The 25,207-nt window shown below is 53.4% G+C and carries 32 protein-coding genes; 13 read left to right on the forward strand and 19 right to left on the reverse strand.

What is annotated here, in order from left to right; genetic code table 11:
* Positions 1-2: 2 nt before the first annotated feature.
* The 3 genes from plsX to scpB are packed head-to-tail and all read left to right on the forward strand — an operon-like array spanning position 3 to position 2,529.
* On the forward strand, positions 3-1,028 hold the full coding sequence (gene plsX, locus RHI63_RS05530) for a phosphate acyltransferase PlsX (RefSeq protein WP_206201423.1): 1,026 nt from the start codon (positions 3-5) through the stop codon (positions 1,026-1,028).
* Positions 1,028-2,017 carry a beta-ketoacyl-ACP synthase III gene (locus RHI63_RS05535; protein WP_206201424.1) on the forward strand — a complete coding sequence of 330 codons (990 nt, stop codon included), beginning with the start codon at positions 1,028-1,030 and terminating at the stop codon, positions 2,015-2,017. Before plsX ends, RHI63_RS05535 begins: the two co-directional genes overlap by 1 nt.
* Before the next feature lie 2 nt (positions 2,018-2,019).
* Complete coding sequence (gene scpB / locus RHI63_RS05540; protein ID WP_310821981.1) at positions 2,020-2,529, forward strand: SMC-Scp complex subunit ScpB; 510 nt, start codon at positions 2,020-2,022, stop codon at positions 2,527-2,529.
* Here the strand turns inward: scpB and RHI63_RS05545 are convergent.
* Entirely contained in the window at positions 2,501-3,379 is an 879-nt protein-coding gene (locus RHI63_RS05545) for an FHA domain-containing protein (protein ID WP_225901666.1), read from the reverse strand. The genes scpB and RHI63_RS05545 overlap by 29 nt on opposite strands.
* Before the next feature lie 51 nt (positions 3,380-3,430).
* Positions 3,431-3,610 (reverse strand): hypothetical protein, encoded by a 180-nt coding sequence (locus RHI63_RS05550; protein ID WP_255521510.1) that lies wholly within the window; start codon positions 3,608-3,610, stop codon positions 3,431-3,433.
* Between the two features lie 365 nt (positions 3,611-3,975).
* On the opposite strand from RHI63_RS05550, the gene RHI63_RS05555 reads away from it, so the two are divergent.
* The 3 genes from RHI63_RS05555 to cysE all read left to right on the forward strand — a co-directional run bounded on the left by RHI63_RS05555 (position 3,976) and on the right by cysE (position 6,953).
* Positions 3,976-4,530, forward strand: a complete 555-nt coding sequence (locus RHI63_RS05555; RefSeq protein ID WP_206201625.1) for a late competence development ComFB family protein — start codon at positions 3,976-3,978, stop codon at positions 4,528-4,530.
* Positions 4,527-6,137, forward strand: coding sequence for a citramalate synthase (gene cimA / locus RHI63_RS05560; protein ID WP_302676527.1), 1,611 nt, complete (start codon positions 4,527-4,529; stop codon positions 6,135-6,137). The genes RHI63_RS05555 and cimA overlap by 4 nt, the downstream gene beginning before the upstream one ends.
* Before the next feature lie 75 nt (positions 6,138-6,212).
* Positions 6,213-6,953 (forward strand): serine O-acetyltransferase, encoded by a 741-nt coding sequence (cysE, locus tag RHI63_RS05565; RefSeq protein ID WP_149817618.1) that lies wholly within the window; start codon positions 6,213-6,215, stop codon positions 6,951-6,953.
* Here the strand turns inward: cysE and RHI63_RS05570 are convergent.
* From RHI63_RS05570 to RHI63_RS05610, 9 genes are all read right to left on the reverse strand, one after another.
* Positions 6,950-7,468, reverse strand: a complete 519-nt coding sequence (locus RHI63_RS05570; protein WP_302679064.1) for a DUF721 domain-containing protein — start codon at positions 7,466-7,468, stop codon at positions 6,950-6,952. The two genes, cysE and RHI63_RS05570, sit on opposite strands and share 4 nt — an antisense overlap.
* A gap of 16 nt (positions 7,469-7,484) precedes the next feature.
* Positions 7,485-8,372, reverse strand: a complete 888-nt coding sequence (locus RHI63_RS05575) for a PRC-barrel domain-containing protein (protein ID WP_225901667.1) — start codon at positions 8,370-8,372, stop codon at positions 7,485-7,487.
* A 148-nt stretch (positions 8,373-8,520) separates the two neighbouring features.
* Positions 8,521-8,991, reverse strand: a complete 471-nt coding sequence (locus RHI63_RS05580; RefSeq protein ID WP_206201429.1) for an allophycocyanin — start codon at positions 8,989-8,991, stop codon at positions 8,521-8,523.
* Between the two features lie 21 nt (positions 8,992-9,012).
* The gene (locus RHI63_RS05585) at positions 9,013-9,486 is read right to left on the reverse strand and encodes an allophycocyanin (protein WP_302676524.1); all 474 of its coding nucleotides are present in this window, start codon (positions 9,484-9,486) and stop codon (positions 9,013-9,015) included.
* A 45-nt stretch (positions 9,487-9,531) separates the two neighbouring features.
* Positions 9,532-10,218, reverse strand: coding sequence for a V4R domain-containing protein (locus tag RHI63_RS05590; RefSeq protein ID WP_206201431.1), 687 nt, complete (start codon positions 10,216-10,218; stop codon positions 9,532-9,534).
* A 157-nt stretch (positions 10,219-10,375) separates the two neighbouring features.
* Positions 10,376-12,448 (reverse strand): NAD-dependent DNA ligase LigA, encoded by a 2,073-nt coding sequence (gene ligA / locus RHI63_RS05595; protein WP_315862902.1) that lies wholly within the window; start codon positions 12,446-12,448, stop codon positions 10,376-10,378.
* Between the two features lie 18 nt (positions 12,449-12,466).
* The gene (locus tag RHI63_RS05600; protein ID WP_206201433.1) at positions 12,467-13,387 is read right to left on the reverse strand and encodes an NAD(+) kinase; all 921 of its coding nucleotides are present in this window, start codon (positions 13,385-13,387) and stop codon (positions 12,467-12,469) included.
* An 8-nt stretch (positions 13,388-13,395) separates the two neighbouring features.
* Positions 13,396-14,388: an NAD(P)H-binding protein gene (locus RHI63_RS05605; protein ID WP_149817603.1), complete on the reverse strand. Its 993-nt coding sequence runs from the start codon at positions 14,386-14,388 to the stop codon at positions 13,396-13,398.
* Between the two features lie 120 nt (positions 14,389-14,508).
* A complete protein-coding gene (locus RHI63_RS05610; protein WP_225901668.1) occupies positions 14,509-15,036 on the reverse strand; it encodes a pentapeptide repeat-containing protein in 528 nt (175 codons plus the stop codon).
* A gap of 48 nt (positions 15,037-15,084) precedes the next feature.
* Between RHI63_RS05610 and aat the strand changes: the two genes are divergently transcribed.
* The 4 genes from aat (at position 15,085) to RHI63_RS05630 (ending at position 17,529) form a co-directional block, all read left to right on the forward strand.
* On the forward strand, positions 15,085-15,675 hold the full coding sequence (gene aat, locus RHI63_RS05615) for a leucyl/phenylalanyl-tRNA--protein transferase (RefSeq protein ID WP_206201435.1): 591 nt from the start codon (positions 15,085-15,087) through the stop codon (positions 15,673-15,675).
* Between the two features lie 189 nt (positions 15,676-15,864).
* A complete protein-coding gene (locus RHI63_RS05620; RefSeq protein WP_310453437.1) occupies positions 15,865-16,599 on the forward strand; it encodes a TPM domain-containing protein in 735 nt (244 codons plus the stop codon).
* Between the two features lie 74 nt (positions 16,600-16,673).
* Positions 16,674-17,192, forward strand: a complete 519-nt coding sequence (locus tag RHI63_RS05625) for a hypothetical protein (protein WP_024125793.1) — start codon at positions 16,674-16,676, stop codon at positions 17,190-17,192.
* A 76-nt stretch (positions 17,193-17,268) separates the two neighbouring features.
* Positions 17,269-17,529, forward strand: a complete 261-nt coding sequence (locus RHI63_RS05630) for a YkvA family protein (RefSeq protein ID WP_206201437.1) — start codon at positions 17,269-17,271, stop codon at positions 17,527-17,529.
* 3 nt (positions 17,530-17,532) lie between these two features.
* Here the strand turns inward: RHI63_RS05630 and RHI63_RS05635 are convergent, their stop codons facing one another.
* The 5 genes from RHI63_RS05635 to RHI63_RS05655 are packed head-to-tail and all read right to left on the reverse strand — an operon-like array spanning position 17,533 to position 21,106.
* A complete protein-coding gene (locus RHI63_RS05635) occupies positions 17,533-17,802 on the reverse strand; it encodes a hypothetical protein (protein WP_206201438.1) in 270 nt (89 codons plus the stop codon).
* Between the two features lie 2 nt (positions 17,803-17,804).
* On the reverse strand, positions 17,805-18,242 hold the full coding sequence (locus RHI63_RS05640) for a tetratricopeptide repeat protein (RefSeq protein ID WP_310743500.1): 438 nt from the start codon (positions 18,240-18,242) through the stop codon (positions 17,805-17,807).
* 12 nt (positions 18,243-18,254) lie between these two features.
* Positions 18,255-18,608, reverse strand: coding sequence for an iron-sulfur cluster assembly accessory protein (locus RHI63_RS05645; protein ID WP_206201439.1), 354 nt, complete (start codon positions 18,606-18,608; stop codon positions 18,255-18,257).
* Between the two features lie 40 nt (positions 18,609-18,648).
* Positions 18,649-20,085 (reverse strand): dihydrolipoyl dehydrogenase, encoded by a 1,437-nt coding sequence (gene lpdA, locus RHI63_RS05650; protein WP_302676517.1) that lies wholly within the window; start codon positions 20,083-20,085, stop codon positions 18,649-18,651.
* Between the two features lie 58 nt (positions 20,086-20,143).
* Entirely contained in the window at positions 20,144-21,106 is a 963-nt protein-coding gene (locus RHI63_RS05655; RefSeq protein ID WP_206201441.1) for a DUF362 domain-containing protein, read from the reverse strand.
* Positions 21,107-21,248: 142 nt separating this feature from the next.
* Between RHI63_RS05655 and RHI63_RS05660 the strand changes: the two genes are divergently transcribed.
* Positions 21,249-21,653, forward strand: a complete 405-nt coding sequence (locus tag RHI63_RS05660) for a hypothetical protein (protein ID WP_149817595.1) — start codon at positions 21,249-21,251, stop codon at positions 21,651-21,653.
* On the opposite strand, the gene RHI63_RS05665 is transcribed toward RHI63_RS05660, so the two are convergent.
* Positions 21,627-23,084, reverse strand: coding sequence for a site-2 protease family protein (locus RHI63_RS05665; RefSeq protein ID WP_310800546.1), 1,458 nt, complete (start codon positions 23,082-23,084; stop codon positions 21,627-21,629). The two genes, RHI63_RS05660 and RHI63_RS05665, sit on opposite strands and share 27 nt — an antisense overlap.
* Between RHI63_RS05665 and RHI63_RS05670 the strand changes: the two genes are divergently transcribed.
* Both RHI63_RS05670 and RHI63_RS05675 read left to right on the forward strand, forming a co-directional pair.
* On the forward strand, positions 23,083-23,757 hold the full coding sequence (locus RHI63_RS05670) for an MBL fold metallo-hydrolase (protein ID WP_310821984.1): 675 nt from the start codon (positions 23,083-23,085) through the stop codon (positions 23,755-23,757). The two genes, RHI63_RS05665 and RHI63_RS05670, sit on opposite strands and share 2 nt — an antisense overlap.
* Before the next feature lie 232 nt (positions 23,758-23,989).
* Positions 23,990-24,427, forward strand: a complete 438-nt coding sequence (locus RHI63_RS05675) for an Hsp20/alpha crystallin family protein (protein WP_206201444.1) — start codon at positions 23,990-23,992, stop codon at positions 24,425-24,427.
* Positions 24,428-24,529: 102 nt separating this feature from the next.
* On the opposite strand, the gene grxD is transcribed toward RHI63_RS05675, so the two are convergent.
* Both grxD and RHI63_RS05685 read right to left on the reverse strand, forming a co-directional pair.
* On the reverse strand, positions 24,530-24,853 hold the full coding sequence (grxD, locus tag RHI63_RS05680; protein WP_181496364.1) for a Grx4 family monothiol glutaredoxin: 324 nt from the start codon (positions 24,851-24,853) through the stop codon (positions 24,530-24,532).
* A 61-nt stretch (positions 24,854-24,914) separates the two neighbouring features.
* Positions 24,915-25,166, reverse strand: coding sequence for a BolA family protein (locus tag RHI63_RS05685; protein ID WP_149817589.1), 252 nt, complete (start codon positions 25,164-25,166; stop codon positions 24,915-24,917).
* Between the last annotated feature and the right edge of the window lie 41 nt (positions 25,167-25,207).

Genomic DNA, 25,207 nt, shown 5'->3' on the forward strand with positions numbered 1-25,207 from the left:
CAATGACTCGTGCACGGATTGCTGTGGATGCCATGGGGGGTGACTATGCTCCCGATGAGATTGTTGCCGGTGCCCTCAGAGCCAGTGAAGAATTAGACGCCGATATCCTCCTTGTGGGTGATCCGGTGCCCATTCAGCGCTACCTCAATGAACATGCCCCCACAGCCAAGACCCAAATTGTCGAAGCGAGTGATGTTGTGGAAATGGGGGAAGAACCCCTGACCGCCCTGAAAAAGAAACCCAAGGCCTCAATTAACGTGGCGATGGATCTGGTCAAAGCGGGTGCGGCTGATGCGGTTGTTTCCGCTGGTCACTCAGGGGCAGCGATGGCTGCGGCGCTATTGCGCTTGGGTCGACTCCCTGGCATTGATCGCCCCGCCATTGGTGCCGTCTTACCCACCCTCATCCCCGGCAAATCCGTTCTTGTCCTCGATGTCGGTGCCAATGTGGACTGCCGCCCGAAATACCTTGAGCAATTTGCGGTCATGGGTTCGATCTACAGCCAGTACGTCTTGGATGTCGAAGATCCCAAGGTGGGCTTGCTTAATATTGGCGAAGAGGACTGCAAAGGCAATGATCTGGCCCTAAAGGCACATCAACTGCTGCGGCAAAATCGCCAAATCTCCTTTTTGGGCAATGCCGAAGGCCGCGATGTCCTGTCGGGACAATTTGATGTCGTGGTCTGTGATGGCTTTGTTGGCAATGTTCTGCTTAAATTTGCTGAATCCTTGGGTAGTGTCCTCGTCCAAATTCTCCGCGAAGAGCTACCTCGGGGCTGGCGCGGGCAACTGGGTACGGCGCTGCTGCGTCCCAATCTCCGCAAAATTAAACAGCGCATTGATCATGCCGAACATGGCGGTGGCCTCCTCTTGGGCGTGGATGGCATCTGCATCATTAGCCATGGCAGTTCCCAAGCACCTTCGATTTTTAATGCCATTCGCTTGGCCAAAGAAGCGGTGGATCATCGCGTTTCAGAGCGGATTCAAGCTTGTTACCAGCATGCCGTTGCCGTTGAGGATCAGGCTTAGTGGCTGTGCAGGGCGTTAAATTTAGCGGCGTGGGCGCGGCAATCCCCCGTCAATGCTTGACCAATGCCCACCTCAGTGCCCTTGTGGATACGTCTGATGAGTGGATTCAATCCCGTACCGGCATTCAAGAACGGCACGTGGCAGCTCCTGACCAGCGCCTTGTGGATTTGGCCAGCGAAGCGGCAGGCGCAGCCCTACAGATGGCGGGCCTAGAACCCACAGCAGTCGATTTAATCATCTTGGCTACCTCTACGCCCGATGATCTCTTTGGCACCGCCTGCTTGGTGCAAACTCGCATTGGTGCGCTAAATGCCGTGGCTTTTGACTTAACGGCTGCCTGTTCTGGCTTCCTTTTTGCCTTGGTTACGGCGGCTCAGTATTTGCGCACCGGTGCCTACCGCAGTGCCTTGGTCATTGGTGGTGATATTCTGTCGCGCTGGGTGGATTGGGGCGATCGCCGCACCTGCATTCTCTTTGGCGATGGCGCCGGCGCAATGGTGTTGCAAGCGAGTGACGTGGATCAGCTTTTGAGCTTTGAGCTGCGCAGTGATGGCCGTCTCAATGAGCACCTCACCCTTGCCTTTGCCGGAACCCCTCAATCTCTAGGGGAGCAGCTGGCGATCGCCCAAGGGGGCTTTGCCCCCATTGCCATGAATGGCCGTGAAGTTTATCGCTTTGCCGTCACCCAAGTTCCCGAAGTGATTGAAAAAGCTCTCCACCGCGCTGCCTGTACGGCTGAGGACATTGATTGGCTGGTGCTGCATCAGGCAAACCAACGCATTCTTGACGCTGTGGCTGAGCGTTTGGGCATTCCTCAGGAAAAGGTGATTAGCAATGTGGGGCAGTGTGGCAATACCTCAGCCGCCTCAATTCCCCTTGCCCTGACGGCTCCGATTCAACAGGGGCATATTCAACCCGGAGACTTAATTGCCACCGCTGGCTTTGGTGCGGGGTTAACTTGGGGAGCTGCCCTGTTCCGCTGGCAATAGCTATGCAAAGGGACACTGACCTGCGTACATTAACGATGCGGGTGGAGGCCATTCTCTACCTGAAGGCGCAGCCCCTCACCCTTGCTGAACTAGCAACCCTCGCCGCCACTGCTCCTGAGGCCGTTGAACTGGCACTGATTGAGCTACTCAACGACTATGCCCATCGCCAAACGGCCCTTGAAATTGTCCAAATTGACGATAGATACAGCCTGCAACTCAAGCCCGCCTTTCAAGAATTGGTTCAGTCCCTTGTCCCCGTTGAATTGGGGGTTGCGGCACAGCGCACATTAGCCCTGATTGCTTTTCGTGGCCCCATTCGCCAACCAGAGGTGATTGAACTGCGGGGATCCAGTGCCTACCAACACATTCAAGAACTCCTCACCCTTGGGTTTATTCAGCGGCGGCGGGATAGCCAAAGTCGCTCCTACATCCTCCAAGTCACTGAGCGCTTTCACCAGTATTTTCAGGTGGATCAACTGCCAACTATTCAGGGGGAAAGGGCGGACGATTGACATACTCACTGAGCAACTGGGAGGGCAAATCATCATTGGTCGCCAATTGCAGATTCAAGAGAGCCACTGCGAGCTTGTCTTGCTCTAGTTTGTTGCGTCCCAAGGCCTTGAGAATGCGCCGTAATTGAGCCGCAATTTCTGCCCCAAACATGGTGAGATTTTCATCGGGCAGTGCGGGCAGCCAATCAATTGCCCCATGTTCTACTGCCCATTGTCGCTGCATGGGGGAAATGTGGTTGTCGTAGCGGTCAATAATGAAACTGCGCAGCTTGGGATAGGTTGCCTTGATCCAATTCAAAAGGTTACCAATATCCGGGGTTTCCAGTTGCGAATCAAGGAGCAACAGGTCAGGGTTGCGCTGCATCACGGTCACAAAATCACTAATAATGCGGCGGCTATTGATTTGCCCCGATTCAACGATAACTTCTAACCCCTGACTACGCAGCAATTCTTGCCAAATTTGTACTTGAATGCCGGGGGGTTGAATGATGAGAATGGTGGGTTGAAGGGCAAGAGGAGCATCCGGCGGGGTGGTGGAGACAGCCTCATCGGTACGAAATTCAAGGGTTGTTTTGCCGATAATAAAGCGATCGCCCGTTTTGAGGAGCGTCGGCACCTGAATCATTTGACCATTTAGCACACAGCCATTACGACTCCCCAAATCAATGAGATAATAATCGTCATTATCCAGACGCTGAATCATGGCATGGCGACGGGAAGACCAGCGATCCGCTAAAACAATTGTGCAGTCTTTACCTCGACCAATCACCCATGAATTGCCTTGGGTAAGAGGGACGATATAGGTGCTGGCCTCTGTGGAGATGACCAATTGTGGATACTGTGGTAACAAGGTGACCCCTCTTCCAACTCCCTGTAGGAATAAATTCGGTCTCTCAGTCCTCTATTCAAAATGATAATCGGGACATTGAATGGCGGCTTCCGTTGCTGCCCAATCGGGATGTAGGGAACACTTGAGGCGATAGTCTCCTGAAAAGAAACGACAGCGAGAACAGGGAATTTGATGTAAGCGGCGGGCGATCGCCAGCCCTTCTTGGGTGAATTGCCACACATTCCACACCATGATTGCCAGCAGCAGCCAAGCAACACAAAAACAAATTGGTACTAGTAATGGCTCTACGGTATGTAAAAAAGATGACAACCAAACAACCATAGGCTGCAACAGAAGAAGAAATGAGAATGATGTGGGCGACTGCTAGCCTTTAATTATTTCCTACGACAATTTTACCACTTGGCTATACAGGTATGAAGATTTCGTAGGATTTGGCAGTTCTTTGCAACAGTTCTCATCGTTATCTTAGCGTTACCGCCTTTTTCTAAAATATGGACTACCTACAGTGCAAAATTGCCCCTGCCCTTGGCAGTTCCTCGGCATATACTAAATTTGAGTGGGGGAGTGCCCCTACAGCAATTACAGCGGAAACACGTATGGGGATTCAAGAGATTGTTGAACAAGCACTGCGCAATGGTTATCTCACACCAACGCAGGAGGCAGAAGTCGGACGCATTTGCGACAAAGCCACCGAACTCTCCGTGGAAGACTATATGGCGTTGGATCGCCTTATGGGTGCTCTCTTGACGGGGCAAGTGGTGGCGGTTCCCCGCAAGCAATTTATCAACGTTATGGAAGAATTGGTGCTCACCGAGGCAATTACCCGCATTGCCGCCATTGAAGCAGAGCAAGAATGCGCCCTTGATTTGGGAGATATTGCCGCCTACGCCCTCAACCGCCTTCCCCCGCTCTACGCCACAACCGAAGAGGGCGCACAGTATCAACGCCAGCGGGCTGAAGAGGAACTCATGGATCTGATTCGCGCCCAAGTCCAAGAGGCCATTAACCGCAGCATGGCACGGCCACAATTTCATCCGGAGCGATCGGCCATCGGCAAAACCTCCGGCAAAGAGGTCTTTTCCCAAGTCAGTTCTTTGCTGCAAGCCTACGCCAATGACTATGAGCGTCCCAAGGGAGAGTCAGCACAGTGAAAATTTGGCTGTACGATACCACCCTGCGTGATGGTGCCCAGCGGGAAGGTCTCTCCCTCTCCCTCGAAGATAAACTGCGGATTGCTCGTCAACTGGATCGCCTAGGGATTCCTTTTATTGAGGGGGGCTGGCCGGGCGCCAATCCCAAGGACGTACAGTTTTTTTGGCAGTTGCAGGAAACGCCCCTCCAACAGGCAGAAATCGTTGCTTTTTGTGCTACTCGTCGCCCCGGCCGCAAGGCCGCAGAAGAGCCAATGTTTGAGCCGATTCTAGCGGCCGGTACCCGCTGGGTGACACTCTTTGGCAAATCTTGGGATCTGCATGTCACCGACGGCCTCAAGACCACCTTGGCCGAAAACTGCGCCATGATTGCCGATTCCATTCAGTTCTTGAAATCCCATGGGCGACGGGTGATCTACGATGCCGAGCATTGGTTTGACGGTTACTTTGCCAACCCCGACTATGCGCTACAAACCCTTGAAACCGCTTTAGCGGCGGGTGCCGATTGGTTAGTTCTCTGCGATACCAATGGCGGTTGTCTGCCCCATCAAATTCAGGCAGTGGTCGCCGAGGTGGTGGCGCATTTTGGTGCCTTGGACTGCTTGGGCATTCACACCCACAACGATGCTGGCACAGCCGTAGCCAATGCCCTTGCGGCGGTTCAAGCGGGGGTGCAAATGGTGCAGGGAACGATCAATGGCTATGGCGAACGCTGCGGCAATGCCAATCTGTGCACCCTGATTCCCAATCTGCAATTGAAACTGGGCTATGACTGTGTCACCCCAGAGCAGTTGGCAACCCTCACAGAAGTGAGCCGCCACGTGAGTGAAATTGTCAACCTTGCCCCCGATGATCACGCGCCCTACGTGGGGCTGTCGGCCTTTGCCCATAAGGGGGGAATTCACGTCAGTGCCGTGCAGCGCAACCCCCGTACCTACGAGCATATTGAGCCGCATTGGGTGGGCAATCAACGGCGCATTATTATTTCTGAGCAGGCGGGCATCAGCAATATTTTGGCGAAAACCAGTGAACTTGGCTTTGAGTTGGATCGGCAGCATCCCCTGAGTCGGACAATTTTGGAGCGGATTAAGCATCTCGAAAGCGAAGGCTATCAATTTGAAGCGGCGGAAGCGAGTTTTGAACTCCTGATTCAGGAGGTTCTAGGGCAACGCCAGCGACCCTTTACCCTCAAGGGCTTTGATGTCTTTTGCCGCACCGATTCACGTCAACTGGAGGCCACGATTCGCAGCCAGTCTCTGGCCACGGTCAAAGTTGAAGTCAATGGGGAGGAGATGCTCACGGCGGCAGAGGGCAATGGTCCTGTCTCGGCATTGGATCAGGCGCTGCGCAAGGCCTTGATGTCCTTTTATCCAGAGATTGCCGAGTTTCACCTCACGGACTACAAGGTGCGGATTTTAGATGGCCATGCCGGCACGGCAGCCAAAACACGGGTGCTGGTGGAGTCTAGTAATGGGCGCGATCGCTGGGCAACAGTCGGTGTCTCTGCCAATATCATTGAAGCCTCCTACCAAGCGGTTGCCGAAGCCCTCGAATATGGCCTACAGCGCACTCGGCGATCCCAACCGTCCCCTTTGGTGGCCTCCTGAAGCCTCTTAGACCTTGGCAAAATCCGCTAAGATCAAAACTGCTGTTTAGGTTGCATCACTGCCAAGGAGCCGCGTGTGCTCAGCACCCTCAAAGCAGATTTCCAAATTATCTTTGAGCGGGATCCCGCTGCCCGCAATTGGTTAGAGGTTGTTTTTTGCTATCCCGGACTTCAGGCCATTGTTCTCCATCGGTTGAGCCACTGGCTTTGGCGGCGGGGTATTCCCTTTATCCCCCGCTTTATTTCTCACATTGCTCGCCTGCTGACGGGGATTGAAATTCACCCCGGCGCCACGATTGGCAAGGGCGTTTTCATTGATCACGGCATGGGGGTCGTCATTGGCGAGACTGCGATTGTGGGCAATTACTGTTTGATTTATCAGGGAGTGACCCTCGGCGGTACCGGTAAAGAAACGGGAAAGCGGCACCCTACCCTCGGTGAAAATGTGGTTGTCGGTGCAGGGGCAAAGGTGTTGGGCAACCTCACGATTGGGGACAATGTGCGCATTGGCGCGGGGTCTGTGGTGCTGCGGGATGTGCCCTCGGATTGTACCGTGGTGGGGATTCCCGGGCGAATTGTCTATCGTGCAGGTGCCAAAATTGCCCCCTTGGAACACGGTCAACTGCCAGACTCTGAGGCCGAAGCAATTCGCTATCTCTTGGATCGCATTGAACTCCTAGAGAAACAGGTGCAAACACTGCAACAGCAGGAAAAGGTGCCTGCTCTGGCGCAAGGACATTTGCAAGCCTCCCAAGGTCAAGCCTGCCGCCTCAGCGATCGCCCCATTGAGGAGTTTCTCAACGGCTCTGGCATCTAGGCTGGCCGCATATAACACAGGCCACAGAGTCCCCAGCGCTGCAATTCTTTGATGGGTGTAGGGCACTGACAGCGGGGGCAGAGGGGATAGTCTCGCGATCGCTGACGCACTTGGGCTTGCCATCGTTGAAAAGCCTCTTGGGGAGTGGCGGCAGGTGTCACATTGGGAAGATGCCCGACTTTCGGTAAGGCCTCATGGCTAGCGATCGCCGAGCGTTGGGGGTGCCAGTCCCGATTGGAAAAGCGAATATCGCTGAGGACAATGCCAAGGGTCTGCTGAATTTTGACCATGAGGGGCGATCGCGAGAACATCAGATGGTGCGCCCAAGTACTACTGGCAACGGCCACATGCAAAACCCCTTGACTGGTGAGTTCCACAGGAACAGCGTGCTCAGCGACGACCGCCCCCACGAGCTGCGGCCACTGCTCCAAGAGACGCAAGAACCGCTGCGGCTGCTGCCATTCAGGAGCCTGCTGCCATTGCTGAAGTACCGTGGCCAGTGGGACATAGGCCATCGTGGACTATTCCCGACTATTCGTGATCGTATTCCTCTTGCTTCTGCCGCTGCTCAAGGCGAATCGGTTGTTGCTCTTCCCAAGGATCGGCAGTGGGTTCCGATTCCGGCAGTTCTACGGGCATGGCTTGAGCTGGAGGTTTAACTTGACGCGAGCGGGGACGCTCTTCATACTCATACTCCTCCTCATACTCCACATACTCGGGCTGGCGACGCCGACGCCGGGGAGCGGTTTCCCAATCGGCTTCGTAATCACTGCGGCTGCGTTGGGGGGGATAGACGGGCGATCGCGCTCCGGAGGGCAATTGATTACTGCTCGGCGTAACGGGCTGATAGTACTCGTCCTCGTCGCTTTCCCAAGGGGGTGCCCCCAAGCCGACCCGTTCTAAGAGACCCACTGTTAATTGCCGCAGGCGGGTTTCTGCCCCTTCAAAGACAATAATGCGATCAGGGCCGGTGCTGACAATTTCCTCAATGGGCAACTCGTAGGTGCTAATCAGTTGCGCCGGAATCCAAGGCAAGCCAATGGAAGCTAAAATCAAATCCGTAATGTCGCCCGTTTCAGGATCAAACTTAAAGCCCCGTACCTTACCCAGCACTTCGCCGGTTTCGGTGACAATCTCACTATCAATCAGTGTGCTGTAGTTGTAGGTATTGAGAGCTTCGGTGACATCATCATCGTGCTCAACGAGAATGACATCGCCAATTTGGCGAATACTGTCGAGAAGAATGTAGCGTTGCTCCCCTGTAAAGAGGGTATTGCGTACCCCCAAGGCCACCACTTGCCGCTGGTCAATATCGACCCAAACTTGATTAATGACGCCTAACTTCCGACCAGTATCACGGGTAATTATCTGTGTACCGATCAAATCTGCCCGTTGCAGCAATTGCGCCGATATGGTCATGCCTTTGTGTATCCCAATGAATCTTAGTAATACTATAGCGGCGAATACCAATGGTACGCCAAAGGCGATCGCAGGAGTGATAAATTGCCCCGTGCAATCGGTGCTTCTAGGCTAGCGCATTTTTGCCACACTGCTGAGTGGGGTGAGTCTATTCCCCTAGGATGGACTGGGTCAGTGCCATCACAGGCTGCATTAACGGTGTTTCCTCACCCGAGAGCACTTGATTGACCGCTTGGGGCAGGACTTGGTACGTTACTTGTGCCACCTTCTCATCCTTGAAGGCCTTAATGATCGTGCGGTACCACAGCAAGAAGCCATCCCGCAGGGCATCCAAATCAGCAAATAACATCGCCGCTGCCGCTAGGCGTAGTACATGCTTGCGATCGCGCCGACACACGGCGGAATAGTCGTGATTGCCCTTACGGAAAATATGGGGACTTTTGGCGCGCAGTTGCTGCTCCACCTGATCTAGGATTTTCTCTTCAGCATCGCGGATTTTTTCGTAGGCACGAATGCGCTGCTCCGCTGCTGCTAGATAATTTCTGAGAAATTCCAGTTCCTTGGCACTGGCATAGCGGCCATCGGCCTCAAGGCTGAGTTTTTCTAGTTGACGCAGCATCAGTCCCACCCCACAACAACTCTATTCTGACAAAATTGAACTGCCGAGGGCAAGGACAGGCTGCATCACCCGTTGTTCTTCGGGCGTGAGCAGTTGCTTTATCATATTCGGCAGGTACTTGCCATAGGTGGAGGAGGCAGTTGCTTCGTAGTTAAAGGATTTGACAATGGTGCGGTACCAAAGTAAGAAATTATCCCGCAGCAAGTCCAACTCCGCAAAAAGCATGGCCGAGGCACACAGACGAATGGTATCCACTAAATCACGACGGCAAATTTCTGAGCGATCGCCATTGATGAAATGGAAGCAGCGGGGATTTTCTGCCTTTTGCATGGATTGAATTTTATCCGCCATCATTTCCGCCTCAGTGCGGATTTTTTCGTAGGCACTGATGCGACTCTCCACCGAGGCCAAGTACTCCCGCAGAAAATCTAATTCCTCGGCCCGGGCATAGCGACCATCGGCAACAACAGTTAAGTGATTCAACTGACGGAACATAGGGCAACCCTCGCTAGAAAATAAATGAACACACTCGCTTGTGGCTTATCGTTTCACCAACTCCCCTTGGCGCAGGCGTTTTTCAATATCCCGTGCCGTAGCCCCTTCGTTTTGCCAGAAGGCAGCAGCATCAATGCGATCCTGTTTACCAACGAGAAACTTACAGTAGGTTTCCCCCATGGCATAGCACTGCAACTCGATACAACTCAGGGGCTTTTGAATCAATCCCGTAAAGAAGCCCGCAAACAGACCAGCATAGATGTAGCAGACGGGCTTACCCACATCCCCAAGGGTGCGCGCCACCACGGAGTCAAAGATATTGATGAACATAAAACCATTCTTTTGCTCCGTGAGATCCACTTCCCAGTTGCCCCAGCCTAGGGTTGTCAAAGGCCACCACCAAGCCTCGAGAATAAATGTCAAGGCGGCCTTGCGTAGTTCGCGCTGGTACTCCTGCTCAAAGTGTTGCTTAAAGACAACCGCATCGCGTTTGCCCCACTCTTCGCCAATTTTGTACATGACGAGGGCAGAGGCAGGGCCAACTTCCTCTTCGAGACCTTCCACTAGGCCAATGACAAAGTCTTCTGTCGCTAGAGCGATCCGCTGATCATACCAGTCGGTAATGCTGCCCCGTTGGCGATCAAATTGCAGATAGTCCCGCAAGCTATAGTGATTGGTGCGCATCGGATGAGTTTGGTGTAACTGATGCTGATAGTCCTGAGCACGGGTCATAGCATTGGCACTCCCAGCAGGTCGAGACGGCGTGACAGAAACCATAGATCAGCGAATTGCCCCCTATTGTGCTTGAACGTTAGGTACTGAGCAGCCACACTTTTTAGGCTAAAAGATTTTTCAGGGTCGTGGCTCCGCACTCCCACTGATTTTTTGTCTAACGACACATTTCTATAAGTTCTGTTTCATTGATGCAGGGGATGCCCAATTCTTGAGCGCGTCGCAGTTTACTCCCCGCTTTTTCGCCCACCACTAGATAATCCGTTTGCCGACTGACACTCTCACTCACTTGACCGCCATATTGCTGGATCAGCGTTTTGGCTGCTTCACGGGTGAGGCTGGGCAGGGTGCCTGTAATCACAAAACGTTTGCCCGCAAGGGATTGTCCAGTCGTTGGTGCAGTGGCGATCGCCGCCGCCAGTTGTAGCCCCAAGGCTTTGAGATCAGCAATGAGGGTTTGGTGCGCTGGGTCTTGGAACCACTCGTGAACCGCTTGGGCAATTTCCTGACCAATGCCATAGACCCCACACAGATCGGCGACGGTAGCAGCGGCCAGCTCCTCAACAGACTTGAATTGATCGGCAAGCACTTGGGCATTGACACTCCCCACATGGCGGATGCCTAGGCCATAGAGCACCCGTGGCCACGGTTGTTCTTTCGAGTCGGCGATCGCCTGCAACAATTTAGCAGCGGACTTTTGACCCATGCGCTCGAGGCGCAACAGTTGTGCTGCCGTCAGGCGATAGAGATCCGCCGGAGTGTGCACCAACTCCTTGGCCACCAATTGCTGTACTAGCTTTTCCCCTAACCCTTGAATATCCAAGGCATCCCGACTTGCCCAGTGGAGGATTTGGCCGCGCACGATCGCCGGACACCGCGGATTGACACAGCGACTCACCGCTTCGTTGGCAGGGCGCACCACCGGCTGATGACATTCAGGACACACGGTGGGCATCGTAAAGGGTTGAGCCGTTGGCGATCGCAATTCGGGAAAGACCCGCACAATCTCTGGAATGATTTCGCCGGCTTTGTGGATCACCACCTTATCGCCAATGTGCAAATCCAATTCGGCAATGTAGTCTGCATTGTGCAGCGTTGCCCGTGATACCGTGGTACCCGCTAATTGCACTGGCACCAGTTCAGCGACTGGGGTGAGCGCACCCGTGCGTCCCACTTGAATGGTAATGGCCACCACATCAGTAATGGCCTGCTCTGGTTCGTACTTCCAAGCAACACAGCCGCGGGGAAACTTTTGCGTAAACCCAAGGGTCTGTTGCAGCGTTAAATCATTGAGCTTGACCACAATGCCATCGGTCAGATAAGGCAGTTGGTGGCGGGCGGTTTGCCAGTGGTCGTAGTAGGCTTTCACCGCCTCTAGGTCAGGGCAGTCGGCATTGTGGGGATTGACCCGAAAGCCAAGGCGTTGCAGCGCATTGAGCACTTGCCGCTGCGATTGGGGTTCCCCTGCTTGGTTCTCATCCCAAGGAACGCTACCCCCTTCAGGTAAATGCAGCGCATAGGCAAAGAAGTCCAGTTGGCGTTGGGCAACAATGCGCGGATCCAGTTGACGGAGAGTACCGGCGGCGGCATTACGGGGATTAGCAAAGGGAGCTTCTCCTTGGGCTTGGCGTTCTTGGTTGAGTTGATGGAATCGCGCCAAAGGCAAAAAAGCTTCCCCACGAACTTCAACGATTGGTGGTGGGTTCTCGATAGCTAGCCGCAGGGGAATGGTGCGAATCGTGCGCACATTGCTGGTAATATCCTCACCGCGTTGGCCATCGCCCCGAGTTGCCCCCCGCACCAATAACCCGTTTTCATAGGTCAAAGCAAGGGCCACGCCATCCATTTTGAGTTCGCAGACATATTCCGTCGGGGGAATTGGCTCCTCTTGCCGTAGGCTACGCCAATAGCGCTGCCAGCGTTCCTGCCACGCCACCATATCGGCAAAGGTAAAGGCATTTTCGAGGCTATAGAGGGGAATGCGATGGCTGACACTCTCAAATTGACTGACGGGAGCTTCGCCGACCCGCTGGGTAGGGCTGTCGGGGGTGATGTACTCAGGATGAGCCGCTTCGAGTTCCTGCAGTTCGCGATAGAGCTGGTCATAGACTTCATCTTCCATGATCGGCTGATCGAGGGCATAGTAGGCGTAGCTCGCCCGCTGGAGCAGGTGCCGCAGTTGTTGAATCCGTTCGGCTGCTGTCGTCATCGGGGGTTCCTTCGAGACCATTTGCCCCAGGGATTTGGACTATTCTTGACTATTCTTGGGGCGTGGTTTGGCCACATGGGGCAGTCCCCAGCCCAGTTTTTGCCGCAGCACATGGAAGAATTCTGGCGCACGCAGGCGAATGAAGCGGGCACGGTAGGGGGCACGTTGTACAAAAACTTGATCCTCCGGCTGAATGTAGCAGCCCGCATTGCCATCCACCACCAGAATGAGATGCTTGAAGGGGTTCGCCGGATAGATCCACACTGGTTCGCTGTTGGCAAAGACAAGGGCACGGGAGGCTAAAGAGTGGGGACAAATGGGCACCAATTGTAAAGCCGCCACACCGGGGGTAATCACAGGGCCACCCGCCGAGAGGGCATAGGCCGTAGAACCGGTGGGGGTGGAGAGAATCAAGCCATCAGCAGCAATATCCACGCGGGCATGGGCACCCACATCCACTTCAAAGTGGCACATTCCTGTCAGGGGTTCTTTGTGGATCACCATTTCATTGAGGGAGAGGGCTTCCCAAATAACGGTTTGATCGCGGAGAACTTGAACCGTGAGCATCGTGCGATCTTCAATCGTGTAGTCGCCGCGCAGCACTTGATCAAGGGCAGGTTCTAAATCGGCGACATAGCCCTCGGTGAGAAAGCCCAAGTGGCCGGTGTTGATGGTGAGCAGCGGAATCTCACAGGGAGCCAACTGGCGAAAGGCAGAAAGCACAGTGCCATCGCCGCCAAGAACAACCGCAAAGGCCATGGAAGCATCAAAGCCGGGGGGCACCAGTTGATCAATGGGGGTATGGCAGACGGGACTATCGGGACGGGAATAGCCAAGAATGCCACCAATCCCCGTGGCCATGTGCACTTCCCAGCCCTGAAGCTCTAAGATTTGACGGACATGGGTAGCCAATTCGACCGCAAGGGGTTTGCCTTCGTTGTAGATGATCCCCGCCTTCACAGCAACTCCTAGGGGGTGGACTTAAAGGGACTGCGTTTTTTGCGTCCAGATTTTTTCTGTTTGGCTTTTTCGTAATCCAATTCTTTGAGTTTACGCAGAATTCGGGTGAAATAGTCCTGTAAATAGGCCTCAAGGGTCAGGGTTTCGCTGGGATCGAGGTCAAAGGTGCGATAGACTTCCTCCATCGGGGCATTGAAGACTTGACCACTGGCAATCACTTCCGTAAAGGCAAGGCGATCGCTAATGTTCCATGTCCACTGAAACCACTGGGTGGCCTGCCGTGCGGCTCGCAAAACCCCAATGGGCAAGCGAGTAATTTTTGCCTCCTGCCCTGAGAGATTTTCACATAGCTTAATAATTTCATCGGCTGTCCAAGCGCGGGTGCCCGCTAGATCAAAGGTTTTGCCATAGGTGGCAGGCCGATCAATGGCACGCACGGCAAATTTGGCCACGTCCTGAGTATCCATGTAGGCAATGGCGGTGGACTCTCCCAAAACCCAAATGGATTGATTTTCCAGAATCGGGATCGCATATTGGCCAATCAAGCCCTGAAAGAAGCCACAGGGACGCAGGATCGTGTAGTTTAGCCCTGATTCGCGCAAGAAGTCTTCGGTACAGTGTTTGATTTGCATCAGGGGCACGTGGGGATAGTCCTGCGCTCCCATAATCGAGAAAAAGATCAGGTGCTCAATATCAGCAGCTTGGGCAGCCTGAATCAAGTTGACTTTGCCTTGCCAATCCACTGCTTCGATGGTTAGGGTATCGGTGGGGCGAGTGGCAGAGGCATCAATGACCACTGAGGCCTTGGCGTACTGCAATGCCTCAAGAATACTGTCAGCAGCACAGAGGTTTCCCTGAAGAATGGTGGCGCCCCATTCCCGCAGAAACGTGGCTTTGGCTGGACTGCGGACAAAACAATAGACCTGATGTCCTTCATCTAAAGCGCGGCGCACAATTTGCCGCCCTAGGGTACCCGTACCGCCAACAATAAAAACGTTCATGAAAAACTCTAGTCATAAATCTTAACTTTTGTAATACTTTATCAGAATTCCCGACACGGGCGATCGCGCAGCGTGTTCTACGGACAATCATGGGGATCATCCTGAGCAAACGCAGACGGATTAAGTGGCAAAGTCTTCACAGTGGAGCGTTTCCCATGTTTTGCGCCCCGTCACAGGATTAGTGCCACTGGCAACCTTGCAGAGCTTGCGTTGGGCGTCTTCCCGCAGTTCCACATCGGTAAAGTCAGCACCGGTGATAATGGCATCGTCAAAGTTGGTATTAAAGGCAAAGGCACCTTCAAGGATGGCATTGGTGAGATTGGCCTTGGTCAGCCGTGCGGTGTCCAATGTGGCGTAGCGTAAATCGGCACCTTCAAGGTTAGCCGTTTCCATGTTGGCACCAAAGAAGCTTACCCCCTGAAGATTGGTGTGGCTGAGGTTACTGTGGAAGAGGTTGGCTTTTGTGAATTCCGACCCCCGCAGATCCCGCCCGGAAAAATCCATATTGATCAGGGCTTCTTTCGTGTAATCTTCGGCGATCGCCCCCGTGGGGGTGAGCAGAATCCACAGGATGGCCAATAGCAATGCTACACACCAGCGCCAGTAACGGCTAATGGTTGTCGTGACAGCCGAGAATGAGAGTAGCATAGGCAACACTAGAGTTAATGTGAAGTGTCTATTGTTCAGATTATCAGCATGGAGATTTCTGAGGCCGAGTGGGTACGCGATACCTTTATTGATGATGGCTATGCCGAAGGCTACTTTCTCATGGGGGAAGGCGATCACCTAGAGTGGTACACCAGCCGCCAGCGGGCATTGATTCCCCTCGATGAGCGGTTTTGCTATCCGAAGTCTTTGCAGCGAGTGCTCAATCAAAATCGCTTTCAAGTTGCGATTAACCGGGACTTTGCTGCTGTGGTTGAGGGGTGTGCCGATCGCCCGAGTACATGGATAACACCCCGTCTTAAGGATGTGTACCATCTGCTTTACGGCACAGGTTGGGCAGTAAGTTTTGAAACGTGGCAGGGCGATGAACTGGCAGGGGGCATTCTCGGTATTGTGATTGGCGGCGCATTTATCGGCGAGTCCATGTTCTATCGCATCCCCGACGGCTCGAAAGTGGCGATGGTGAAACTGGTGGAGCATCTGCGGCGTCGCGGCTTTCTGCTGTTTGATGCCCAACTGCAAAATCCCCATCTTGAGCGCTTTGGGGCGTATGTTGTCAGCGATCGCGAGTATCGGCAGTTATTGGCACAGGCAATTCGTCAACCCTGTCAATTTCTCTAATGCTCTCAGACCAGTGCCTGCGTCAATTATCTATCAAAAACAATTAATCTATTCTTAAACCAAACTTAGTCATAAATTAGTCATCAATACACACATTATTGAGAATGTTTTTGAGCAGAAAAGCTATACTGTGATTCAAGACGCACTCCCTTCAAAAAAATGATGACTTTGCGCTGGCGAAACCGCCCTTTGTTGCCGCTCCTTTCTGTGGTGGCCGGTTTGATGTTGACGCTGGCGCCGTCGCCGATTCAAGCCTATGTGCGCTTCCCTGATTTACCCGATACCTACGTCAACGATCTAGTGAAGGTGTTAGAGGATCCTCAGCGGGAACAGGTTCGCTCCGAACTTCAAGCGTTTCATCAACGCACGAATCAGCAAGTCCTACTGGTAACGATTCCTTCCTATCGCGATTACAGCAACCAACACTCAAGTTTTGAAGCCTTTGCCACGGATTTATTTAACCATCGGGGCGTGGGTAGCCGTTGGCGCAATGATGGCGTGATGATGTTGGTTGCCCCTGGCGATCGCAAGGTGCGGATTGAATTGGGCAGTGCCTATGGCAGTGGTTGGAACCCACGCATGCAAACCGTGATTGATCGCTATATGCTGCCGGACTTTCGCCGGGGCCAGATGGCGCAGGGCATCATGAATGGGGTGCGTGCTCTGCTCAATGAACTGGGGACCAATCAGTTGACCACCTCCAGTAGCTCTGTCCCCTCAACTTACACCAGCACTGCCGGCGGGGACATTATTACGGGCATCTTCATCATTGTTGGTCTGATCATTCTTATTCCTTCCAGCATCATTTCTGCGATCGTCAAGTTTATTTTCAATAGTTCCTCCAGCTATGACGACAGTTACTCGAGCCGCAGTGATGATGAGGGTGGGCATTCCTCAGGTGGGGGGGCTTCGGGCAGTTGGTAACTGGATTCACCCCTACTAGAATTGAAGGCCAAAATGCTAAAATAGCGTCGTTCCGTAGCATATGAGACACGCTCTTGACGCAGGCGACGAATCTTCCGGGCATTGATTCCCCCCAAATTGATGAGTTTTTGCAGGAATTAGCGACAATCCAAGACTCTGGTCCGAAGCGGATTGCGCTCCTTGGCTCGCGTCACGTCCCGATTACGCATCAGCACCTCATTGAAATGATGAGCTATGCCCTCGTGCTGGCGGGTAACCGCTTGATGACCTCAGGTGCGGTGGGAACCAATGCAGCGGCAATTCGGGGAGCCATGCGGGCAGACCCCAATTTGCTAACGGTGATCTTGCCCCAAAGTCTTGAGCGCCAGCCTCGCGAGTCCCGCCAACAACTGGATAAGGTGATGCACTTGGTGGAGAAGCCCGAAAACGATCACCTGCCCCTCGCAGAAGCCAGTTCCCTCTGCAATCAGGAAATTATTTCCCGCTGCCAGCAACTGATTTGTTTTGCTTTTCACGATAGCCACACACTGCTGCAAACCTGTGAACTGGCGGAAGAGCAGCATAAGGTGGTGACGCTCTTTTACTTTGATTAACCGCGGACGGTTTTCCCCACCTAGGGCCATTGAGTCCCTATGCCAGAATAGGAGCAGGATTCAAGGTTGATACGCCATGAGCGGCTTCTACAACTGGTATCGGAATGTGTTGCGGCATCCTAAATATCGCTGGTTGATCATTGCCGCCAGCTTGATCTATTTGCTCAGTCCTCTGGATATTTCACCCGATCTAGTGCCGATCATCGGTCAATTGGATGATGTCACGGTCATGGTGATCCTTGCCAGTGAGCTAACGCAATTGCTGGTGGAGCGGATTAAAAGCCGGCGATCGCCCAACATCACCACCACGGTAGATGTGGAAGCAGAGCAAGTTTAGGGATTAATCCCGCGATCGCAAGTCACTGCCAACAGAGCGCAGCAGCCAGCGGTTTTGCACATAACTCAGGGCACCGTTAATGAGTGCGGCGGCCATCAAGATGCCAATCGCAGGCATAAAGAGGGGTTCCCAGAGGCTGATCCAGAGATCAAAGCCAAGGGGTAGCGCCAAGGAGCGCCCTACAAGGGCAACCACAAACCAGCCAAAGCTAGCCAAGACAAAGAAGGTATCCGCCACCAAGAGCCAATTGATCACGTCCCGCAGCCGTGCCATAGCTATCCCCCCAATACCCACTGTTTGACGCGGGCAAGGGTCTCCCAATCGGGTTTGCGCTGCAGGCCGTCGGCAAAGTTATCGATGACCTCTTGGCGTAGCTCAGCGACAGCAGCAACCACAGTTTGCGCCAATTCAATGTGGGGACGAACCCCCTTTTGGCCTGTTTCTAGCATCGCTACCGCAAGGTTAATGCGCGCTTGGGGGTCTTCAGGATTTAGCTTGACCGCTTTTTGGGCGGCCTTCAGGGCAGATTGGGGCTTGTCATCGAGGAGATAGAGCCACGCTAAGCACGTCCAAGCGGCGCTACTTTTTTGAGCACGCTGGCAAATCTCTTTGAAGGTGGGAATCAGTTCTCCAGGCGGTGTCCCTTCTTTGTAGCGGGCGATCGCCGCCTCAAATTGACGTTCAACGTCACTCACCGGTTGAGATGTGGTCAAGGGCAGAACTCCTTAGGCAGAAAATGAGGTACCACAGCCACAGGTTTGGGTGGCATTGGGATTCGTAAACTTAAAGCCGCCACCAATAAGGGCGTTGCTGTAGTCGAGCACCAAGCCATAGATGTAGAGCATACTCTTGGGATCGGAGACCACTTTGAAGCCATCATAGTCAAAGACTTCATCATCGGGACGGATATTGGCGGGGTCTTCAAAGTCCATCGTGTAGGACATGCCGGAGCAGCCACCCCCTTTGACGCCGACCCGCAAACATAGGTCTTTGCCGTGCTTATCGCGGAGTTCAAGCACGTGCTTGAGGGCAGCTTCGGTCATCATGATTCCCTTGGCGGGTTGTGTGGCCTGTGTCATCACCCACTCCTGAAAGACTCCAAACTTTATCGTAGCAAGTTCAGCGGTGGCTCACCATCTCGTGGGCACGCTTAAAGGCTTCGTCAAGCACCTCCGAGAGGGTGGGATGGGTGTGGACATTAAAGGCTAAGTGGCTCACGGTTTGGCGATCGCGAATGGCATTGGCGGCCTCTTGAATTAAATCCGAAGCATGGAGACCAAAGATATGCGCCCCCAGTAGCTCGCCCGTATCCACACGGAAGATCACCTTGGCGAGGCCATCGGTTTCCGTTTCCGCCAGTGCCTTGGAGTTGCCCTTAAAGTAGGTACGTGCCACTTGTACCTCAAAGCCTTCTTTTTCCCCTAGCTCACGGGCTTGGGGTTCCGTCAAGCCGACAAAGCTCATTTCCGGATGGGTAAAGGCCGCCGCAGGAATACTGCGATAATCCACTTGGCGCGGCCGCCCGACAATGGTTTCAACAACAGCAATCCCCTGCGCTGAAGCGGCATGGGCAAGCATCATCTTCCCCGTGGCGTCACCGATCGCCCACAGGTGGGGAACGGGTTTCCCTTTTTTCGTTACTGCCAAATACTCATTGACGGGGATAAAGCCACGCTTATCGGTGTTGACGCCCACACTCTCTAGGCCAATATCTTGAGTGGCGGGAATGCGACCGGTGGCCACAAGGCAGGCATCCACCTCTAGGACATCCACCACTTCTTTGGTTTTGGCATCCGCCAATTCAATGACCACTGGACTACCGGGAATCACCCGCTTGGCTAGGGTACCGCTGTAGGTTTCAATGTCGCGAGGGGCAATCAAGACCCGCTGTGCCTGTTTGGCAATATCTGGATCAAAGGTGGGCATGAGTTGATCCAGTGCCTCAATCATGGTCACTTCGCAACCCAAGGCGGTGTAAATATCGGCAAACTCTAGGCCAATATAGCCACTGCCAATGATGGCTACCCACTGCGGCAACCAATCCAGCTTAATGGCATCATCACTGGTATAAACGGTCTTGCCATCCACTTCAATGCCGGGGGGAACCCAAGGGACTGAGCCGGTGGCAATAATGATGTCCTTGGCCGTAACCGTTTTCTCACCCGTGGGGGTGGTAATGCTGACTTTCTGACACCCCGCTACTTTGCCCCGACCAATAAGGGTGTCTACGCCAAGGCGCTTGAGGCTGTTTGTCAGATCACTGCGGATTTTTTGTACCAAATTGGCGGCATGGGCAGCCACACCCGCGCGATCCACATTCACCTGCCCCAGTTGAATCCCCAAGGCTTGCCAATGACTGGCTTGACGCAGTTCTCGTACCCGTCCGGCTGCCGCAAGGAGTGCTTTTGAGGGAATACAGCCGCGATTGACGCAGGTGCCCCCCATTTCTGCGGCTTCGACAATGGCCGTTTTCAGACCGACGCTGACGGCATGCAGGGCAGCCCCATGACCCCCCACACCCGCACCGATAATGACGAGATCGTAGTCAAAGCTCAAGGACGGTTCTCCCCAACAGCATTTTCCTAGCTTATCAAAGGGCGTCCCCGCTGAGAACTTAGACCTTTTGGCTATAGGCGGTTAGGGGTTCCTTGATCCAGCGAATATAGAGGTGTTTGAAGGTGGACTTGAGGACACGCGGCGCACCAAAGTCAATGGGCATCATCTGCTGGGGTAGTTGCCAGTCTCGAACAGCTAATTCGTGGGGCTGTGCCAAGGGAAATGTCATCTCACTCAGCTCATAGTTGTAGCCAAGGGCGGTGGCGGCACGTTGGGTAGGAATGCGCTCAGGATCTACATTCAGGATAGCCACGAGGGCGCGATCGAGGGCAAAGACATCACGACTGGCACCCAAAATATTCAGGGGGCGCGGCGTTCCCCCACTGGGGCCATTGCCTTCATGGCCAATAATGCCATCCACAATCGTGAGGTCGGGGGCGATCGCCCGTGCAGTTTCGACGAGCATGCGGCCAAAGCGATCAGCATCCTTACCCGCTTCCATATGCCACCATGCCTTCATTTTGCCGGGGACACAGCCAAAGAGATTCTTGACCCCAAGGGTGAGGGTGAGTTGCACATGGGATTTCACCTTGGGTAGGTTAATGACGACATCGGCGGCCATCGCTTCTTTGCTCAGGCGCAGGTGGGCAAATTCAGGATTGTCTGTAGCATAGCGATCGCCATGGAATTCAATGACCGGTAAATTCAATTCCTGAATAAAGGGCAAATAGCCATTGTTGCGGGCGACCCCCAATGCCGAGCCAAAGGCAGGTCCATCCCCTAGGAAGGGTTGTCCCCCCACCGCCTGCACCATTTTGGCAACGCAATAGACCAGTTCTGGGCGAGTGACGCATTCGTGTTTTGGTCGTGCGCCGGTGAGTAAGTTCGGCTTGAGCAGCACGCGATCGCCCGGTTTGACGATCGCCGCCATTCCCCCCAAGGGCGCTAGGAGTTCCTCAAGGGACGCACTGAGACGGTCAAGGTCATAGGATGTTGCCCGCAGTAAACTCACGCTTGGCATTGGAGGCTCCTTGTCACTGGCATTGTTTCTCAACAGTGTGCCACAAAGATAAAATTGAGGCTTTGCAATCCCTGCCCAATGATCCTCTCAAACCAACATTAGATGATGAAAAAGATGCAAAAAGATACGATAGAGAAGAGACATGTCTGCTAACGAGCGATCGCGAATGCCCCAAGGCCTTGAGTCAGAATTTCGGCAGCAGGTGGATCGCCTGCATCGCTTTACCGTTCTCATGCGCTGGAGTGTGGTGCTCTTTCTTTGGCTGACGGTTGGCACATTGAGTCTCTGGGGCTTCCGTTATGAAATTAGCCTGATGCGCGAGCATTTTACGTGGGCAGCGTTGCGTTATGGCATTCTCTTCAATCGGCTGCCGGCGATCGGTTTGGCGCTGTGCATTGGCATGACCCTGAGCGTTCTCTACTGGCAGACCCGCAACATTTTCTGGGGCAGATCCCCCAAGTGGCAGCAACGCCTAGAAAAACAAGTCCTGCGCATTCGTCAACAGGGGCAACGCCATCCCCTATGGCATTGGGTGTGTCGGCAGTAGCAAATCCCCCAGGGGTGCCGGCACCGGCAAAATAATGAGCAATAGCAACACCAGTGCCATCAAGCCAAGGGCATCGCGCCAGTTATCCAATTCACTGACATCATTGAGGGCAGGTTCATCAAAGGCGGGCATAAAGAACAGGATCAAAGCCCAGACAAAGAGCCACGGTTGAATAAAGGAGAGAATCAGCACCAGTAAACGGCTGACTTGGCCAATGACTGCCCCCGCCCGATGACCATACATCGCATGGACAATGTGCCCCCCATCCAATTGACCCACCGGCATCAAGTTCAAAGCCGTCACCACCAAGCCCAGCACTCCCGCCACTGCCATCGGATGGAGGTGTAGCGCACTATCACTCTTGAGGGCAGCGCCAAAAATGGCTTTGGCAATCAGGGCAAAGAGAATCGAAATGCGGGGACTAAACACTTGGGGATTGAGGGGCTGCTCGGAAGCATTGGCGGGCAGTTGTACCACCTCGGACTGCTGTAGTCCCCAAATTAGAATCGGTAGGGTCACGAGCAATCCCGCAAGGGGACCCGCCATACTGATGTCAAAGAGGGCACGGCGATGGGGAACGGGCGATCGCATCTGGATAAAGGCCCCCAGTGTGCCCATGGCAAAGGGTAGAGGAATAAAGTAGGGCAGCGTTGCTTTGACGCGGTAATACCACGCAGTGGCAAAGTGTCCCAGTTCATGGATGCCCAAAATCAACAGCAGACTGACACTGTAGGGCAACCCCTGCCAGAGCAAACTGGGATTGAGTCGCAGTTCCGCCGCCGTCAGCTCAGGCGCCACGAGTGCCAAGCCAGCAACCGTTGTCGTCAGAAACGTTAAAGCCAATAGTCCAAGGCTGAGGCCGGGACGAAAAAGCTGTTGGGGCTGGGGCAAGCGATCGCGGGGAATCAAAGCAAAAAAGGGCTTATTACTCAAACCCATTTGAAACATGACCAGAAAGCGATCGCCAAAGCGTTGGGCAATATTGCGCTCCACGGTTTCATAGACTTGGTTCGCATCCCCGCGCATTTGCCCCCGGCAGATCACCGCCTGCGGACGATACTCAATTTGTTGCAGATAGTACATGCCCCAAGGGAAACAGCTCTGCAATTGCGTTTCTTCATCCTGATTGAGGAGCTTGCCATTTTCCGTCGGTGTGGGCGGTGGGGGTGTGGGTGGTGCCGCTGGTAAGGAGGGCTGGCCTCGGCGCAAAAGCACAAGATAGAGCACCGAACTGGTGACAAAAACAAGGATCAACCATCCCGACGGCACAGGGGTATTCCCTAAAAGCAGCATCCAACCCCCAATAAAAAATGCTGGCAACATCAGCACCAGCCATAGGAGCCACCAAGGGGTTTGACTGACACGGGCAGCACTCTGGCGGACAATAAAGACCAAGATCAAACCCAATACAATAAGGGAAATCCATGTCATGATTTCGATACCTGTGGCTCAACAACAGAAACCGCCCCGCCTTGTATTGCCCATGGTTTACGGGTTTCCACCAAACCGCGAGACGCTGGGAGGCACTGCTTATCTCATTGTAGAAAATGATGGCAATACCCTTATTGATTCCCCCCCTTGGACAGAGAGCAGCCAAAATTGGCTCAGGGAGCAGGGTGGCGTTCAGCGCCTCATCCTTACCCATCGAGGGGCGATCGCCCGCGTTCGTGAAGTGCAGCGCACCTTTAACTGTGAAGTAATCATCCATGGTCAAGAAGCCTATCTTCTACCCCAAGTGACCGTAACTCCGTTTAACCACCATCTAGCGATTAGTGAAACCCTCGAAATCCTCTGGACACCCGGTCACTCCCCCGGCAGCGCCTGTGTCTATTGGTCTGGCCAAGGGGGTGTTCTCTTTAGCGGTCGTCACCTACTCCCTACGCCGACGGGAGAACTAGCACCGATGAAAACGGCGACCACCTTCCACTGGCCTCGACAACTGCGCAGTGTTGAGACATTAAAAGCCTTTTGTCGGCAGAAGTCCCTGAGTTATCTCTGTCCGGGGGCAAATATTGGTTTTCTGCGGGGGACACTGGCGATCGCCAACGCCCAAGCCATTCTGCAAGAAATCCCTGTTGATAACCTTTTGGCTAACAAGGTTTAATGTTTCCTTAATTTCCCCATCAGGATAATACAGGTTCGGGAAAAGGAACTTGGAGAGATCGTTAAACCCCACTTAGATCAAAGCTTGCATCCTCTATAGTGAAGGTAGGCAGAGGGAATAAGCCCAAGCAATACCAAGGCAAACAAAAACAAAGTTAATTGTTGGTGCTGTTCTCTCTGTAAATCATCCCGTGGGCAATCTAAAACCTTAAGGAATACAGGAGGATCAGCGTATGGCACTCGTTCGTTGGGAACCGTTCCGCGAAATCGATGCGCTACAACGCCAAATGAACCGTCTATTTGATGAATTGATTCCCTTGACCGAACGTCGCAGCGATCTCAGCTTCTTGCCGGCAGCCGAACTCGAAGAAACGCCTGATGCTTTGCTTCTAAAAATTGAACTGCCCGGCATGGAGGCCAAAGACCTCGACATTCAAGTGACGGCAGATGCCGTCTCTGTCAGTGGTGAACGCAAATCTGAAAGCCAAAGCGAAAGCAATGGTATCAAACGCACCGAATTCCGCTACGGTAAATTCCAACGGGTCATTCCTCTGCCAGTGCGGATTCAAAACACCGATGTCAAAGCCGAATACAAAGATGGCATCCTGCACCTGACCCTGCCGAAAGCGGAAGAAGAGAAAAACCGCGTCGTCAAAGTAAACCTTGGCTAATCCGCCACTTTCTCGGCCAAACGGTCAAGGTTGTTGAACAGATGATGAAGCTCCCCCAGCAATGGGGGATTTATTTTGGGCGTCAGTGAAGGTGAGAAAAAACTAGGAAGCTAAGGCCACCTCAACCAGTTGTTGCAACTCACCACTTTGGTATAGCTCAATGAGAATGTCCGAGCCACCAATAAACTCACCATTGATAAACACTTGGGGAATCGTTGGCCAGTTGGAATACTCCTTAATCCCTTGGCGAATCTCAAAATCCTCAAGGACATCCACCGTTTCATAGGGAACACCGAGGGCATTCAGGATTTGCACCGCATTGTTGGAAAACCCGCATTGGGGCATGAGCTTGCTGCCCTTCATAAAGACAATGATTTTGTTGCTTTTGACGAGGTGATCAATTTTGGCGTGGAGTTCGGGTGTCATCGTTGGCTTTCCCTCTTGAGTTCACAAGTTACAAAAGAACAGCAATAGATTGCATTCTAAATCACTGGCGTTGTGCCCATTGCTGGGGGGTATAGGTCTTGAGGGCAAGGGCGTGGAGTTCATTGCTAGCCATGAGATCCTTAAGGCTGCTATAGACCAATTGGTGCTGCTGCACCAGTCGCTTACCCTCAAAGGCAGCAGAGACCACTACAGCTTCGTAATGATCGCCACCCCCGGTCAAATCTTGCACTTGAACAAAGGCATCGGGCAAGCTGGATTGAATTAAGGTGGTTAGTTGTTCAGGGGTAACCATAGATAATTATTTATTCCTAGCTGGAATCAAGAACCAGTTAA

Origin of the sequence: Thermosynechococcus sp. GLH187 (genome assembly GCF_031583395.1) — a bacterium.
Classification (GTDB): Bacteria; Cyanobacteriota; Cyanobacteriia; order Thermosynechococcales; family Thermosynechococcaceae; genus Thermosynechococcus.